A 15,332-nucleotide genomic window follows, 5' to 3' on the forward strand; every position below is an offset into this window, starting at 1 on the left:
CGCACCCCTTCTCGCCGACGGCGCCGGTCCACAGGTCGAGAGGGCCGAAGACGGCGCGACGATCGTGGTCGGTGGCGTCGGGCGACCCGCCGCCCCTCCTACCGGACATCGGCGAGAACAGCTCCAGTCGGCGCCGGCCTGCGAGAGCGGTGCGAATCGCACCACTGTCAGCCGGAATCGGTTGCGACGTGATGCTGGTCACGCCCGCCCGTCGCCGGAAGCATGGTTGCCCGTACCCGCCGCTACGAGAGATCGGACCCACCATGACCACAGTCGACGCCACCCTCCAGCGCGTCCCCGCCACCACCCCCGTCGCCGAGATCCGGGAAATCGTCGCTCGCGACGGCGGCGTCATCATCGCGGGCCTGCTCACCCCCGACCAGGTCACGCGTTTCAACGCCGAGATCGAGGCCCCGCTGCAGGCCCTCGCCGCCGGCAGCACCCACGAACTCGAGATCGTGCAGGAGTTCCACGGCGCCAACACCAAGCGCCTGACCAACCTGGTGACCCACAGCCCCGTCTTCCGCACCGAGATCATCGACCACGATCTCGTGCACGCCCTCTGCGACGCCACCTTCCTCGAGGAGTCCGGCACGTACTGGATGACCACCGCCCAGGTCATCGAGATCGGCCCCGGCAATCGACCGCAGATGCTCCACCGCGACCTCGAGAACTGGTACCCCTTCGTCGGGATGGGCCCTGCCGGACCGGAGATCACGCTCAACTTCCTCATCGCGCTCACCGACTTCACCGAGGAGAACGGCGCCACCCGGGTCATCCCCGGCAGCCACCAGTGGCCCGACTTCCAGGACCGCGGCACCCCCGAGCAGACCATCCCCGCGATCATGCAGGCCGGCGATGCGCTCTTCTTCAGCGGCAAGACCGCCCATGGCGGCGGCGCCAACGTCACCACGGACGAGTACCGCCGCGCGGTGTCCTTCGCCTTCAACCCCGGCTTCCTCGTCGGCGAGGAGGCGTACCCCTTCCTGGTGGATCGCGACGTCGTCAAGACCCTGCCCGAGCGCGTCCAGCGCATCCTCGGCTTCCGCTCGCAGTACCCGCTGGGCTCCCCCGGACTCTGGCAGGTCGACTACCGCGAACTCGGTGACTACCTCGGCCTGTAGTCGACGATGCCGCACACACCCCTCGATGCCTCCGGTGCGCCCACGCACCGGAGGCATCGCGTCGTTCATCCCCACGACCCGCGGACGCGCGCCACACTCGGATCATGATGCCGGAGCAGCTGTGGCCCGAGGTCTCGGAACCCGTCCGCCGACTGATCCGCGGGCTGGCGGAGTCCATGCTCGCCCGGTCGGACGAGATCCTCGACGACCTGGCTCGCGCGTCGCTCGCTGATCCGCAGTTCCGGACGATCGCGGAGGACCCGGCTCTCGCCGAGGCGGACGGACGTCTGGTGGCCGCGAGTCTGCGAAGTTGGCTCACCGCCAACGTCGTCGCGCCCGGGGGCCGGGTCGTTCTCGTCGCGGAGAACGAGATCGGTACCTATGCCCGCGACATCGTGCTCCGGGGACTCTCGACCGACGACGCGGCGGGGTGGCGATCGGCGCAGCGCGTCGTCTGGAGGTGGTGGCTCACCGCGTGCTTCAGCGCGACCGACGATCTGGATGAACTGCGCGAGCTGATCGAGGTATCCGGCAATTCCTTGAACGCCTTCGTGGACGACTCCATGGCGGCGCTGTACGAGCACGTCCAGCAGATCCGCGAAGAGCTGGCGGGCGGCTCCCACCTCCAGCGCTACGCCACTGTCGAACTGCTGCTACAGGGCGCCGACATCGCACCGGCTCGCGCGGAGGCACAGCTCGGCTACGCACTCACGGGAACCCACGTCGGCGCGGTCGTCTGGGTCGAATCCGAGAAGGACGTCGGCGCTCTCGAACGCGCGAGCGAACAGGTCATGCGGGCGTGCGAGGCCCGGACCCGACTCACGGTCGTCGCCGGGAGCACCGCGCTGTGGTTGTGGATACCGGCGAGGACCTCGCCCACCATCGAATCCCTCGCCGAGCGGCTGGGACGCCGACGGGGCGTCCGCGTCGCGCTCGGCAGACCCGCCGCGGGCCTTCCAGGATTCCGCGCGACGCACATGGATGCCGCTGCGGCCCAGCGCCTCCTCGCCCGGCTCGACTCTCCGCTCCCCTGCGTCCGGTACGAGGACATTCACCTGATCGACCTCGTCTCCGCGGACGTCGCAGCGGCGGACCGGTTCGCCGCCGATGTTCTCGGCGACCTGAAGGATGCGAGCCCGGACCTGCACCGGACCGTGCTGACCTACGTCGATGAGGGCCTGAATCGCACGAGTACCGCCGAGCGCCTGTACACGCACCGCAACACCATCGACCGGCGTCTCGCCCGGATCGACGAGCTGCTCCCGGTTCCCCTCGTGGGCAGCCTCGTCGAGGTGACCACCGCGCTCAGACTGCTCCGCGTGCGCGGGCGCTGAGTTCTCGACGCGCCGACCGCAGGGGCCCTCTCGCTGGAAGGGATCGGCGACGGCGATCCGGTTGCGATCCGCTGCCGGTCTCGGTCAGTAGACGGGCAGCGACGGGTCCACCTGCCGGGCGTACGCGGTGATGCCGCCCTGCAGGTGCACGGCGTCGCGGTAGCCCGCGCCCTGGACGGCGGCGAGCACCTCGGCCGATCGGATCCCGGTCTTGCAGTACAGGACCAGCTTCTTGTCCGCGGAGACCTGGGCCAGGCCCTCGCCGGTCTCGAAGGCGCCCTTGGGCACCAGCTTCGCGCCGTCGAGATGGACGATCTCCCACTCGACGGGCTCGCGGACGTCCACCAGCTCGTAATCGACGCCGGCGGAGCCCATCTCGACGAGCTCCTTCGGCGTGATGGTGCTGCCGGCCGCGGCGCGCTGCGCCTCGTCGGAGACCACGCCGCAGAACTCGTCGTAGTCGATGAGCCCGGTGATGCGCGGGGCATCCGGATCCTTGCGGATCGACAGGGTGCGGTAGCTCATCTCAAGGGCGTCGTAGACCATGAGCCGGCCGAGCAGGGACTCGCCGATGCCGGTGATGAGCTTGACCGCCTCGGTGCCCATGATCGACCCGATCGAGGCGCAGAGGATGCCGAGCACGCCGCCCTCGGCGCACGACGGCACCATGCCGGGCGGGGGCGCGACGGGGTACAGGTCGCGGTAGTTCAGGCCCTGCTTCTCGCCGTTCGGGCCGTCGGGCGCGTCCTCCCAGAAGACGGACACCTGGCCCTCGAACCGGAAGATCGAACCCCACACGTAGGGCTTGTGCGCCAGCACCGCGGCGTCGTTGACGAGGTAGCGAGTGGCGAAGTTGTCGGTGCCGTCGAGGATCAGGTCGTACTGCTCGAACAGTTCCACCGCGTTCTCCGGCTCGAGCCGGATCGGGTGCAGATTGACGGTGACCAGCGGATTGATCTCCGCGATGGAGTCGCGCGCGCTCTCGCCCTTGGGCCGGCCGAGGTCCGAGACGCCGTGGATCACCTGCCGCTGCAGGTTGGACTCGTCGACCTCGTCGAACTCGACGATGCCGATGGTGCCGACGCCCGCGGCGGCGAGGTACAGCAGGGCCGGGCTGCCGAGCCCACCGGCGCCGATGACCAGCACCTTCGCGTTCTTGAGGCGTTTCTGCCCGGTGACCCCCATCTCGGGGATGATGAGGTGCCGCGAGTAGCGCGCGACCTCGTCGCGGGTCAGGTCGGCGGCGGGTTCCACAAGCGGGGGCAGGGTGCTCACCTCCTGCTCAACGACGGTGCGCCCCGCACCATTCCCTCGCCCGTTCCGCGGCCCGGGAGGGCGGTCACCGTCGGGCCGGGCGGACCGTCACTTGAGGACGGGCGCGACCCACGCGTTCGGCCGGCAGGCCAGGTCGTTGTCGAAGCCCTCGGACTTGTCCAGGTCGAAGATGTCGCGGTTCTTCACGCCGAAGGACTGCTGCATCATGATCGGCGCGAGCGCCCCCTGCGCCGGACACGGCACGTGCTGCGGATACCCGATCGCGTGCCCCACCTCGTGATTGATGGCGTATTGCCGGTATCCGGTGAGGTCGCCCTCGAACGCGGTGGCACCCCGCACCCAGCGGGCCAGGTTGAGCACCACGCGCCCGAGCTCGCCGTTGTAGCAGGACGATTCCAATTGGATCGTGTAGCCGCAGGCCGATCGGGTGGTGATCGGCGAGGTCAGCGAGATCGTGAAGGTGGGCGTGCCCCTGTCGATGCGCTGGAAGGCGACCGCCGGGTCGTGGATCCAGCTGCGCGGGTCCGCGAGGGTGCGGTCGATCATCGTGGCGAAGGGCTGGTCGCCGCCGAGCGCACCCATGTCGACGCCGTCCTCGACGGCGATCATGTAGGTGAAGACCTGCTGCTTGCCCTCGTCCTGCTTGCCGACGCGCGGTGTGGCGCCGGGCACGACGTGCCAGATGCCCTGCCCCTTCTCCGTGAACGCACCGCCCTCCGGGAGCATGCCCGCGGGGGGAACCGGGCCCGGNACCGTCTTCGACGGTGCGCCGACGATGGTCTTGCCCGGCGTCGGATTCCGGGAGAGCTGGCCCTCCGGCGAGGTCTCCGCGGTCTGCTTGGTCCCGAAGGTGTCGCCGCCGAAGGTCAGGACCAGCGCCACCACCGTGAGCACGGCCAGCACCGGCACCGCGTACGCGCGCCACCCGTAGGTGCGCAACAGGCGACCCAGGCGGCCCTGCTTGGCGTACACGCGCTCGCGCGGCGGCCGGTTGCGGTGATCGCCCGAGGTCGCGGCGGAGGAGTTGATGGGGTCCCACTCGGCCCGAAGCGGCGCACGCCCGTCCGGACGGGGACGCCTCGGGTTCGAAGGACTACTCACGTCCTCAACAATTCCACGATCAGCGCGGTCGGAGTGGAACCGACACGCGCCGGACTCCGGCGATCGCGATCATCGCCGATCAGTCCGGCGGTTCCGCGGCGGCGATGAGGTCGGCGACGATCCGCGCCGTCTCCGCGGGCTTCTCCATCTGCGCGACGTGCCCCACGTCCTCGAAGACCGTCAGCGTGCTGCCCCGGATGTGGCGCACCACCTTCGGGGCGACGCCCACGCTCACGAGCAGGTCCCGCGCGCCCCACAGCACCGCGGTCGGCACCGACACCGACCGGGCCGCCGCCCAGTGCGTGGCCCCGAAGTCGACGATCCAGCTGCGGACCAGGGCGTTGAAGCTCGCCGCCAGCGCGTCGGGCGCCCACGTCATCGACGCGCGCGCCGCCGCCTGGTCCACGGCCTGCTGCCGCCGCACGGGCCCCATCACCGCCGGGTCGACGAGGATCTCGCGGAACGTCTGGTCCACCTGCCGCTCCGGGTAGGCGCTCGCGATGAGCCGGAACCCCGCGGGGCCGACGCCCGGGATCCGCACCAGCGACAGCGGGAGGAACTGCAACCTCCGTACCCGGGGCCGCAGATCGGGGAACGCCGGGGAGATCAGCGTCAGCGACCGCAGCAGCTCGGGGCGGAGCATCGCGACACGCACCGCGATCGCGCCGCCGAGGGAGTTGCCGAGCAGGTGCACTCCCCCGCCCCGCACCGCGACGAGCGTCTCCAGGTACGCGATCACGGTCTGGGCGAACTCCTCGATGGAGTAGTCGCCGTCGGCCGGCGGGTCGGAGAGCCCGAATCCCGGGAGGTCGAGGGCGTACGAGGCGGCGACGGGCGCGAGCACCTGCCCCAGATCGGTCCAGTTGATCGACGAACCGCCGAGACCGTGGATCATCACCGCCGTGGGCCGCGGATCGGGCGGCGCCNNGGGCGCCGCCGCCGCGTCGACGTGGCGCGCGAAGACCCGCCGACCGCGGAGGGTGAGGAACTGGCCGGGCCAGACGTCGCTGGTCCGATTCACCTGTGCGAGTGCCGACACACCGGGCAGCTTGCCAGAGCAAGCGAAGGTCGGCGCGACGGTCGGGAGTATTGTCGACGGGTCAGGACCGAGCACGGCCCTGGGAAACGGTGAGGTGGACTACATGGCGGACCTGGGCGCGACGACCGCGGCGGGCGACTCCCGCGGCGGGACGAATCCTGCCCCGCGCCGCACCGCCCGCCTGCCGCGGAGCGCACGCCGCATCCAGTTGCTGGAGGCCGCGAGCAGCGTCTTCGTGGACCTCGGGTACCACTCCGCGGGCATGGACGAGATCGCCGTGCGGGCCGGGGTCAGCAAGCCCGTGCTGTACCAGCACTTCCCCGGCAAGCTGGAGCTGTACCTCGCGGTGCTGGGCGCGCACAGCGAGGCGCTGGTCACCGGCGTGCGCGAGGCCCTGAGCAGCTCCACCGACAACCACGAGCGCGTGATCGGCGCCGTCCGCTCCTTCTTCGACTTCGTCGACCGGGACAGCATGGGCTACAAGCTCATCTTCGAGTCCGACGTCCTCGAGCCCGTCGTGCAGGAGCGCGTCGAGGGCGCGGTGGACGCGTGCATCGACGCCGTCTACGACCTGGTCTCCGAGGATTCGGGGCTCGATCCGTACCGCGCCCGGATGCTCGCCGTGGGCCTCGTGGGCGCCAGCCAGGTCAGCGCCCGGTACTGGCTCTACGCCGACCGCCCCATCCCCAAGGAGGAGGCGGTGGCCACCACCGTCGAGCTGCTCTGGGGCGGCCTCAGCCACGTGCCCCTGCAGGCCCAGCGCCGCGCCCAGTAGGTCCGTCGGTCCCGCGGCTCAGGCCGCGCGGTGCATGAGCATCTCGATCGGGCCGCGGGGGAAGCGGCGCGTCCACAGCGCCGAGACCGCGAGCAGGCACGCCATCACCGCGACGTAGACCGCGACCGTGAACGCCAGCCGGTGCTCGGCGCCGTAGCGCGCCGCGAGCCCGAGGCCCCAGCCGTAGCAGAGCACCGAGGCCAGCACGTTCTGCAGCACGTAGCAGCTCAGGGCGGTCTTCCCCACGTTGCTCAGCGCGCCGCCCACCCGGCCCACCGCGCGCCGCTGGTAGAACTCGGCGACGAGCGCGAGCAGGCCCAGCGCGACCAGCGGAGCCACCGCGTACCGTCCGACGAAGACCGCCGGACCCGCGAGCCCCAGCGGCGCACCCGCGATCCCGATCGCGAGGTCGACCGGCGCCGCGACGCCGCCGATCCACAGCAGCCGGCGGCGGAGCGCCGCACCGTCGGGGGCGAACAGCCCGCCCTGGAACAGGGCCGCGCCGGTGAGGAACATCGCGATGGTCAGCGGGATCATGAAGAGCGTCTCCGCACGGAACAGCAGCGCGTGGTCCACGCGGAACAGCACCAGGTCCCCGAACGAGCCGTCGGCGTAGGGGTTCGCGCGCGCGGTCGCCGGCCCCGCCCCCACGCCGGACCGCTCCATCGTCATTCCGACCGACACCAGCGCCACCACCGCCAGGTGCAGCGCGGCGCAGCCGGCCGCCCAGCGCACGCGCACCCGCGGGCGCAGGATCAGCATGGCCGAGACCACGAACGACACCAGGGCGTAGCCCATGAGCACGTCGAACTCGGCGACCAGGAGGAAGTGCACGAGCCCGTCGAGGAACAGCACCAGCGCCCGGCGCCAGTAGCGGCCCGGCCACGGGCGGTCGTGCCGCGCGGCGGAGGCCTGCTGGATCGCCAGGCCCACGCCGAACATGAGGCTGAGCAGACCGAGGAACTTGCCCTGTGCGAGCGTCTGGAGCACGCGGATCGGCAGCGATTCCGCGCCGACGGTGTCGAGGTAGCCCAGCATCCCGCGGGGCTCGGTGAAGATCCACACGTTGGTGCCGAAGGTGCCGAGAATCGCGAGGCCGCGCGCGACGTCGAGGGAGGCGATGCGGCGCGTGGTGGGCGTGGTGGCCGGGGCGGACGTCGAGGTCATGCCGATCACCCTCCCCCGGAACGCGAGGACCCCGCGACCACCGGTCGGTGATCGCGGGGTCCGTCGTTCGGGGGATCTACTCCGACGCGGCCTCGGCGGTGGCGCCGTCGGCCTTCTTCGCGCCCGAGCGACGACGACGGCGGCGCTTGCGGGCGGGGGCGTCGCCCTCGGCACCGTCGGCCGACGGTGCCTGCGCGTCCGGCCCGGCGGTGGCGGGCTTCGCCTCGGCGGCGGGGGCGGCACCGTCGACCTTCTGGCCACCGCGGGTGCGCGTGCGCGACCGGGTGCGGGTGCTCTCGCGCTTCTCGCGCGGCTTGCGCTCGACCACCTCGCCCTCGGCGCGCTTGCGCACGCCGGGCAGGCTGCCCTTGACCTTGGGGTCGATGCCCAGGTCGGTGAAGAGGTGCTCGCTGGAGCTGTAGGTCTCGGCGGGCTCGGGCTTACCGAGGCCGAGGGCCTTGTCGATGAGCTCCCAGCGGTGCAGCTCGTCCCAGTCGACGAAGGTCACGGCGGTGCCGGTCTTGCCCGCGCGGCCGGTGCGGCCGATGCGGTGCACGTAGGTCTTGTCGTCCTCGGGGCACTGGAAGTTGATGACGTGGGTGACGTCGTCGATGTCGATGCCGCGGGCGGCGACGTCGGTGGCGACGAGCACGTCGATGGAGCCGTCGCGGAACTTGCCGAGCGCCTTCTCGCGGGCGACCTGGCCGAGGTCGCCGTGCACGGCGCCGACCTTGAAGCCGCGCTCGGCCAGCTCGTCGGCGACCTTCTGCGCGGTGCGCTTGGTGCGGGTGAAGATCATCGTGGCGCCGCGGCCCTCGGCCTGCAGGATCTTCGCCACCATCTCGACCTTGTCGAGGGCGTGGGCGCGGTAGACGAACTGCGTCGTGCGCTCGTGCACCGCGGAGTCGTCGTGATGCTCGGCGCGCACGTGCGTCGGCTGCTTCAGGAAGGTGCGGGCCAGGGTGATGATCGGGCCGGGCATGGTGGCCGAGAAGAGCATCGTCTGCCGCTCGGTGGGGACCATCGACAGGATGCGCTCGATGTCGGGCAGGAAGCCCAGGTCGAGCATCTCGTCGGCCTCGTCGAGGACGAGGATCTGGATCTTGCCGAGCACGAGGTGGCCCTGGTTGGCGAGGTCGAGGAGGCGGCCGGGGGTACCGACGACCACGTCGACGCCCTTCTGCAGCGCCTCGATCTGCGCCTCGTACGGGCGGCCGCCGTAGATCGAGGTGATCTTCAGGTCGCGCTCGCCCTTGGTGGTCTGCACGCGGACACCGTCGGCGGCGCGCTCCAGGTCCTCGGTGACCTGCACACACAGCTCGCGGGTCGGGACGATGATGAGCGCGCGCGGCGTACCGTCGAGCGCGCGCAGCCCGTCCTCGCCGACGTCGGCGCGGGCCTGCGTGATGAGGCGGTTGAGCAGCGGGACGCCGAAGCCGTAGGTCTTGCCCATGCCCGTGCGCGCCTGGCCGATGAGGTCGTTGCCGGCGAGGGCGAGCGGGAGCGTCAGCTCCTGGATCGCGAAGGTGCGCTCGATGCCGCGCTTGCCGAGGGCGTCGACGATGCCCTGGTCGACGCCGAGCTCGGCGAAGCTGGGCGAGACGTGGTCGTCGCCGATCACGTGCACGTCGGGCAGGCCCTCCGCGGCGGCGGGCTCGGTGTGGATGTCGTTGTTCGTGGTGGTGATGGTTCTGCCTTTCATCGGCGGCGAATGCGTCGCGTTCATTTCTCACGCGCGCACTGTTCCGGCCAATGAGTCCCCGGCCCGTTTCTCGGACCGTCATCGTCGCCTCGACGCCCTCGCCAGGAGGCGGTGGGGCGGAGTGCGCGCACAACTACCGGCGACCGAAGTCGATCGCTGCAGACCATCGTACCCCGCATCGCCGCCCGCACTAGCATGTGCGTCATGAGCGAACAGACGCAGGACCGGGGAATCAGCACCGAGCACCCGGGCGTCGCGGCCCTGTTCGCGGTGCTGGCGTACGGCGAGTTGGCCGCCTTCGAGCGGCTGGCCAAGGAGGCCGACATGGCGCCGGACCTGCGCGGCCGGATCGCCGTCTCGTCGATGGCATCGGCGCAGATGCGCAACTTCGAGCTGCTGGAGACCGAGCTCGACCGGCGCGGGCGGGACGTCGAGACCGCGACGGCGCCGTTCGCACCGGTGATCACCCGCTACCACGAGCGGACGACGCCGCGGAACTGGAACGAGTCGCTGGTCAAGGCGTACATCGGCGACGGGCTCGCCGCCGACTTCTACTCGGAGGTGGCCCGCGCGCTGCCCGGCGAGCCGGCCGCGGTCGTCGCCGCGGTGCTCTCCGACACCCGCGAGTCGGACTTCGCCGTGGACCGGGTGCGCGCGGCCGTCACCGCCAACCCGGCGCTGCGCTCCCCGCTCACGCTGTGGGGCCGGCGCCTGCTCTCCGAGGCCATCACGCAGGCGCAGGAGGTGCTCGCCACGCGCGACGAGCTGGCCGCCCTGCTCTTCGAGCACTCCGGCGATCTGCCGGGCGTGGCGCAGTTCTTCGAATCGCTGCAGACCCGGCACGCCGAGCGGATGGCGACGTTGGGCCTGGGCTGAGCGGCCCGCCGTTCGTGCTGCCCTGAGCGGAATCCGACGGTCCCACGACGGCCGACCGCGGCCGCTGCGGATAACCTCGTGCCATGGAGATCAAGATCGGTATCGCGGACTCGAACCGCGAACTCGTGGTGCAGAGCAAGGACTCGACGGAGGACGTCAAGAAGGCCGTCGCCGACGCGCTGGCCGGCCGCACGGAGCTGCTGGAGCTGACGGACGAGAAGGGCAAGCAGTACCTCGTGCCCGCCGCGCGCGTCTCGTACGTCGAGGTCGGCACGCACGAGAGCCGCTCGGTCGGCTTCAACGCCAGCTGACCGATCGCGGTACCGCCCGCCAGTAGGCTCGGCTCCGTGGTGAAACCCGAACGCAGGACCCGCGTCGATCTCGCGGTCTCGGCCGCGATCCTGGTCGCGGTCGTCGTCGCGGGCTTCGTGGCGTGGAACGTCGGTTCCGCGAGCAAGGCCGTCAGCGAGACCGCCCCGGCACCGTCGACGGTGCCCGCGTCCCTCGTCGAGCTGCCCGCGGCGCTCCGCGAGGCGTGGACCGCGCGCTCCGACCGGCCCGCCCTGTCGCTGAACGGCTCGCTCGTGCTGGCCCGGGGCGGCGAGGTCACGGGGCACGACCCCGCGACGGGGCAGCGCACCTGGCGCTACCAGCGGGAGACCGACGTGTGCGGGCTCATGGACAACGCCGGCCTCGTGCTCGCCTTCTACCGCGACGTCCGCGGCTGCGGCGAGGTGATGGCGCTCGACCCCGCCACCGGGCAGCGCCGGGCCAGCCGCACCAGTCGCGAGGACCACGACGTCACCCTCTCCGGCGACGGGAACTACGCAATCGTCCAGGGTCCGACGCGTGTCGACGTCTTCCGCTACGACCTGGTGCGCACCGTCGAGTACGGCAAGCCCGACGTCCCCGTGAACCCGGGCGTCCAGCCCCGGTCCGGGTGCACGATCGGCTCCGCGCTCCCCGCCGGCGCGTCGATCACCGTCCTCGAGGCCTGCCCCACCGAGCCCTTCCCCCGGCTCACCGTGATCGGCGCCTCGCCCAAGGAGGCGAGCGAACCGCAGGAGACCTCGTCGGTGGTCAGCCCCGATCTCGGCGCCGCCGCTCCCGAGGGCGCCGATCGCGCCCGGCTCATCACCGCCACCGCGAACGGCGCCGTCGTCTACGTGCCCGCCCAGGACGGCCGCCCCGCGCGGGTGACCAGCGTGGACCCGCAGGGCCGCACGCTGCGGTCCGTGGACGTCACCGCCGGCCCGGACGGCGCCCCGCGCGACGTCCCCGTCGTGACGGAGGCGGGCATCGCGTCGTTCTACACGGGCACCGCGACGGTGGTGATCGACGCGGCCTCGCTCGCCGCGGAGATGGTGATCCCGGGGACGCTCGGGCCGGGCGCGGTGATCGGCGGGCAGCTCGTGGTGCCGGGACCGACCTCGCTCACCTCGTACGACCTCAACACCCGGGCCATGACCCGCTCGACGCCGATCGCCAAGCCCGGCTACACCGACGGGCCGGTGCTCCTCGCCGAGGTGGGCACCACGGTGCTCGCGCAGTGGGGATCGACGGTCCAGGCCTACCGCGCGGCCTGAACCCGCCGCCGGATCCCGCCAGCTGCTCGGCCGCTACTCGGACGCCCAGGTGACCAGCGGCGCACCGTCGGACACGTGGGCCTTGATGCTCTGCGCGAGCTCGCGATAGGCGGTGGCGCCCTTGTTCTTCCGGCCCGCGAGCACGGTGCGGCCGGCGGCGTTCGCCTCGGCGAAGCGCACGGTGCGCGGGATCGGCGGCGACAGCACCGCCAGCTCGTAGCGGTCGGCGACGTCGGAGAGGATGTCGCGGCTGTGCGTGGTGCGCGCGTCGTAGAGGGTGGCGATGGCACCGAGCATGCTCAGCTCCGGATTGGTGATCGCCTGCACGTCGCGGACCGTCTTGAGCAGCTGCCCGACGCCGCGGTGCGCGAGGGTCTCGCACTGCAGCGGGATCGCGACGGCGTCGGCCGCGGTGAGGCCGTTGAGGGTCAGCACGCCCAGGCTGGGCGGGCAGTCGATGATCACCACGTCGAACCGGTCCCCCACCTCCGCGAGGGCGCGCTTGAGCGCGTACTCGCGGCCCGCGCGCATGAGCAGCAGCGCCTCGGCGCCGGCGAGGTCGAGGGTCGCCGGGAGCACGGTCACGCCGTCCTCGGTCTCGAGCAGTACCTCGTCGATCTGCTTGTCGCCCAACAGCACATCGTGCACGCTCCGCTCGATGCGGTCGGGGTTGTGGCCGAGCGAGAAGGTCAGGCAGCCCTGTGGGTCGAGATCCACGACGAGCACGCGCGCACCGAGCTCGACGAGGGCCGCCCCCAGGCTGGCGACGGTGGTGGTCTTCGCGACGCCGCCCTTCTGATTGGCGACGGCGAGGACGAAGGGCGTGTCACCGGTCATGCTGCGAGGGTACCCACCGATGCACCACGATGAACGGATGAGCACCGGACACCGCCTCGTGTACATCCGCCACGGCGAGACCGCATGGTCGCGCTCGGGACGCCACACCGGCGCCACCGACGTCCCGCTGACCGAGACCGGCATCGAGCAGGCGAGGGCGCTGGGGCCCGTCCTCGCGGACCTGGCGCTGACGAGCCCGACGGTGCTGGTCAGCCCGCGCGCGCGGGCGGCGACCACCGCGGAGCTCGCGGGCCTGACGGTGACCGCGGTCGACCCCGATCTCGCCGAGTGGGACTACGGCGACTACGAGGGCCGGACCAGCGCGGAGATCCGCGTCGACGATCCGGGGTGGACGGTGTGGCGGTCCGGCGCGCCCGGCGGCGAGTCGATGGCGCAGGTGGCCGAGCGGGTGGACCGGGTGCTCGAGCGGGCGCGGGCCGCCATGGCCGACGGTGACGTGGTCCTCGTCGCGCACGGCCACCTAGGCCGCGTGCTCACCGCGCGGTTCCTGGGCCAGGCACCGGAGTTCGGCCGGCACGTGCTGATCCTGCCCGCCTCGGCCGCGGTGTTCGGGTTCGACCGCGACGACGTCCCGCAGATCAGCCGGTTCGGCCTGACCGGCTACGCCGCCGCGCACTACACGGGGCGGTAGCGCCGGTCAGTCCCGGCGGTACTCGCCCTCGAGCCAGGCCACCGTCGGCGGGCTGAACAGCAGGGCCAGCACCACGATCGCGGGCACCAGCAGCGGGTACCCGAGCAGCGGCGAGCTCTGGGAGAAGGCACCACTGATGCCGGTGAAGCCGAGCAGCAGGTTGGTGAGCACGCCGACGGTGCGGCCCCAGCGCTTGCCGCGCAGCAGGGCGATGCCGCCCGCGAGCACCGCGGCACCCATCGGGATCATCCAGAAGGCCAGCCCGTAGGCGCCCGTGGTCGTGGCGGCGGTCCCGGCGATGCCGCGGACGAGCTCGACGACGCCCACGACGAGTGCGGCGAGGCCCTCGACCGCGACGAGCCACCCCGCGGCCAGCACCGTGGTGGGAGCGGCGGTGCGGGTATCGCCGGACCGCTTGCTGCGGGAGCGGGTGGCGGCCGGGCGGGATTCGCCGCCGCTTCCGTTGGTCGATGTCACGACCCCAGGGTATCGGGGCGGGCTGGGTAGGCTGCTCGGTGTGCGCGCCCTGTTGATCGTCAACCCCAACGCCACGTCCATCACCGCAGCGGGCCGAGACCTCGTGGCGATGGCGTTGGCGTCCACGCTCGACGTCACCCTGGCGCAGACCGAGCACCGCGGTCATGCGGCCGAGCTGGCGGCGGCGGCCCGCGACGACGGCACCGAGCTGGTGATCGTCCACGGCGGCGACGGCACGGTCAACGAGGTGGTGTGCGGCGTCCTCGGCCGGGAGGGGCTGCCGGGCGGCGCCGACCCCGTCCATCCCGACACGCTGCCCGCCGTCGCGGTGATCCCCGGCGGCAGCGCCAACGTCTTCGCGCGCTCGCTCGCGGTGCCCCGCGATCCGCTGCAGGCCACGGTGCATCTCACGGACCTGTTGGCGCGCCGCAGTTTCCGCACCATCGGCCTCGGCTGCGCCGACGAGCGCTACTTCCTGTTCAACGCCGGGATGGGCGTGGACGCCGAGGTGATCGCGAACATGGAGGCGCTGCGCGCGAAGGGCAAGGCCGCCACCTCGTCGCGGTACGTGCGGACGTCGATCCGGACCTTCTTCGCCGCGGCCCGGCGCGACCCGCAGCTCACCGTCCACCTGCCGGGCGAGGAGCCCGGAACCTGGCAGGACGTCGACGGCGTGCACTTCGCCTTCGTCTCGAACGCGAGCCCGTGGACCTTCCTCAACAACCGCGCGGTGTTCACCAACCCGGGGACGGATTACGGCACCGGGCTGGGGGTGTTCGCGTCGCGCTCGATGCGCACGATCCCGAACCTGATGCTGGTGCGGCAGATGCTGTCGGCCCGCCGCACGAAGGGCCCGACGGTGCGCCACCTCGTCCGGCACGACGACCTGCGCGAACTGCGCGTGAGCAGCGAGGTCCCCGTCCCCGCGCAGGTCGACGGGGATCACCTCGGCGACCGCACCGAGGTGCGGTTCTGGTACTCGCCGGAGCGGATCCGCGTGGTCGCCGACCTGCCGCCGCTGCCGCGCGTCCGCTGACCCCGCGCGACCCCACGACGGGCGTTTCCCACGGACTCCGCCTGACGCGATCCGCCGCACGGATTGAGCGATTCGTCACGACCGTGCAGAAACCTATTGCAAACCCGCAGCGTGTGAGGATATTCTTGCGGGCACGCCGCTGAACCGGCAGGAGTGTAGTACACCCCTCGGACTCGGGTCCTCACCGCCCCCGCTGTGAGATCCCCCACCTCTGAGTCGGAATCTATTGACTCTCGTCGGGAACGTGGAAATATTCATGACGTAACAACGCGGAAACAGTTCGGTTCTCTCTGCGTTAACAGCCTGGAAATTCGGTGTCGGATCGACACCTGCGATGAGTGGCGCGCCCGC

15 protein-coding genes are annotated in these 15,332 nt (G+C 71.7%); 8 read left to right on the top strand and 7 right to left on the bottom strand.

Going from position 1 to position 15,332, the window contains the following annotated elements; genetic code table 11:
* Positions 1-263: 263 nt before the first annotated feature.
* Together ACNAYW_RS19575 and ACNAYW_RS19580 are read left to right on the top strand one after the other, a co-directional pair.
* A complete protein-coding gene (locus ACNAYW_RS19575) occupies positions 264-1,124 on the top strand; it encodes a phytanoyl-CoA dioxygenase family protein (RefSeq protein WP_415851318.1) in 861 nt (286 codons plus the stop codon).
* Positions 1,125-1,228: 104 nt separating this feature from the next.
* Positions 1,229-2,458, top strand: coding sequence for a PucR family transcriptional regulator (locus tag ACNAYW_RS19580; protein ID WP_415851319.1), 1,230 nt, complete (start codon positions 1,229-1,231; stop codon positions 2,456-2,458).
* A gap of 84 nt (positions 2,459-2,542) precedes the next feature.
* Here ACNAYW_RS19580 and moeZ read toward each other — a convergent pair whose 3' ends face one another.
* The 3 genes from moeZ to ACNAYW_RS19595 all read right to left on the bottom strand — a co-directional run.
* On the bottom strand, positions 2,543-3,733 hold the full coding sequence (gene moeZ / locus ACNAYW_RS19585; protein ID WP_415851320.1) for an adenylyltransferase/sulfurtransferase MoeZ: 1,191 nt from the start codon (positions 3,731-3,733) through the stop codon (positions 2,543-2,545).
* A gap of 87 nt (positions 3,734-3,820) precedes the next feature.
* On the bottom strand, positions 3,821-4,483 hold a 663-nt coding region (locus tag ACNAYW_RS19590; protein WP_415851321.1), incomplete at its 5' end, for a DUF3152 domain-containing protein.
* A 430-nt stretch (positions 4,484-4,913) separates the two neighbouring features.
* Positions 4,914-5,760 (bottom strand): alpha/beta fold hydrolase (locus tag ACNAYW_RS19595; RefSeq protein WP_415851322.1); only part of this gene is annotated, 847 nt, incomplete at its 5' end.
* Between the two features lie 216 nt (positions 5,761-5,976).
* Between ACNAYW_RS19595 and ACNAYW_RS19600 the strand changes: the two genes are divergently transcribed.
* The gene (locus ACNAYW_RS19600; protein ID WP_415851323.1) at positions 5,977-6,648 is read left to right on the top strand and encodes a TetR/AcrR family transcriptional regulator; all 672 of its coding nucleotides are present in this window, start codon (positions 5,977-5,979) and stop codon (positions 6,646-6,648) included.
* A gap of 18 nt (positions 6,649-6,666) precedes the next feature.
* Here ACNAYW_RS19600 and ACNAYW_RS19605 read toward each other — a convergent pair whose 3' ends face one another.
* A complete protein-coding gene (locus tag ACNAYW_RS19605) occupies positions 6,667-7,815 on the bottom strand; it encodes a DUF418 domain-containing protein (RefSeq protein ID WP_415851324.1) in 1,149 nt (382 codons plus the stop codon).
* Positions 7,816-7,891: 76 nt separating this feature from the next.
* The gene (locus ACNAYW_RS19610) at positions 7,892-9,517 is read right to left on the bottom strand and encodes a DEAD/DEAH box helicase (RefSeq protein ID WP_415851325.1); all 1,626 of its coding nucleotides are present in this window, start codon (positions 9,515-9,517) and stop codon (positions 7,892-7,894) included.
* Between the two features lie 204 nt (positions 9,518-9,721).
* Here ACNAYW_RS19610 and ACNAYW_RS19615 point away from each other — a divergent pair, with 204 nt between their 5' ends.
* The 3 genes from ACNAYW_RS19615 (at position 9,722) to ACNAYW_RS19625 (ending at position 11,979) form a co-directional block, all read left to right on the top strand.
* Complete coding sequence (locus ACNAYW_RS19615) at positions 9,722-10,393, top strand: ferritin-like fold-containing protein (protein ID WP_415851326.1); 672 nt, start codon at positions 9,722-9,724, stop codon at positions 10,391-10,393.
* A gap of 83 nt (positions 10,394-10,476) precedes the next feature.
* Positions 10,477-10,704 carry a DUF3107 domain-containing protein gene (locus ACNAYW_RS19620; RefSeq protein WP_415851327.1) on the top strand — a complete coding sequence of 76 codons (228 nt, stop codon included), beginning with the start codon at positions 10,477-10,479 and terminating at the stop codon, positions 10,702-10,704.
* A gap of 36 nt (positions 10,705-10,740) precedes the next feature.
* Complete coding sequence (locus ACNAYW_RS19625; protein ID WP_415851328.1) at positions 10,741-11,979, top strand: Rv3212 family protein; 1,239 nt, start codon at positions 10,741-10,743, stop codon at positions 11,977-11,979.
* A gap of 33 nt (positions 11,980-12,012) precedes the next feature.
* Here ACNAYW_RS19625 and ACNAYW_RS19630 read toward each other — a convergent pair whose 3' ends face one another.
* Entirely contained in the window at positions 12,013-12,816 is an 804-nt protein-coding gene (locus tag ACNAYW_RS19630; protein WP_415851329.1) for a ParA family protein, read from the bottom strand.
* A 37-nt stretch (positions 12,817-12,853) separates the two neighbouring features.
* Here ACNAYW_RS19630 and ACNAYW_RS19635 point away from each other — a divergent pair, with 37 nt between their 5' ends.
* Positions 12,854-13,468, top strand: coding sequence for an acid phosphatase (locus tag ACNAYW_RS19635; RefSeq protein ID WP_415851330.1), 615 nt, complete (start codon positions 12,854-12,856; stop codon positions 13,466-13,468).
* 6 nt (positions 13,469-13,474) lie between these two features.
* Here the strand turns inward: ACNAYW_RS19635 and ACNAYW_RS19640 are convergent, their stop codons facing one another.
* Positions 13,475-13,945 carry a hypothetical protein gene (locus ACNAYW_RS19640; RefSeq protein ID WP_415851331.1) on the bottom strand — a complete coding sequence of 157 codons (471 nt, stop codon included), beginning with the start codon at positions 13,943-13,945 and terminating at the stop codon, positions 13,475-13,477.
* A 40-nt stretch (positions 13,946-13,985) separates the two neighbouring features.
* Between ACNAYW_RS19640 and ACNAYW_RS19645 the strand changes: the two genes are divergently transcribed.
* Positions 13,986-14,981 carry a diacylglycerol/lipid kinase family protein gene (locus tag ACNAYW_RS19645; protein WP_415851332.1) on the top strand — a complete coding sequence of 332 codons (996 nt, stop codon included), beginning with the start codon at positions 13,986-13,988 and terminating at the stop codon, positions 14,979-14,981.
* Positions 14,982-15,332: the final 351 nt, after the last annotated feature.

Source organism: Tsukamurella ocularis (assembly GCF_965138335.1).
Lineage (GTDB): Bacteria > Actinomycetota > Actinomycetes > Mycobacteriales > Mycobacteriaceae > Tsukamurella > Tsukamurella ocularis_A.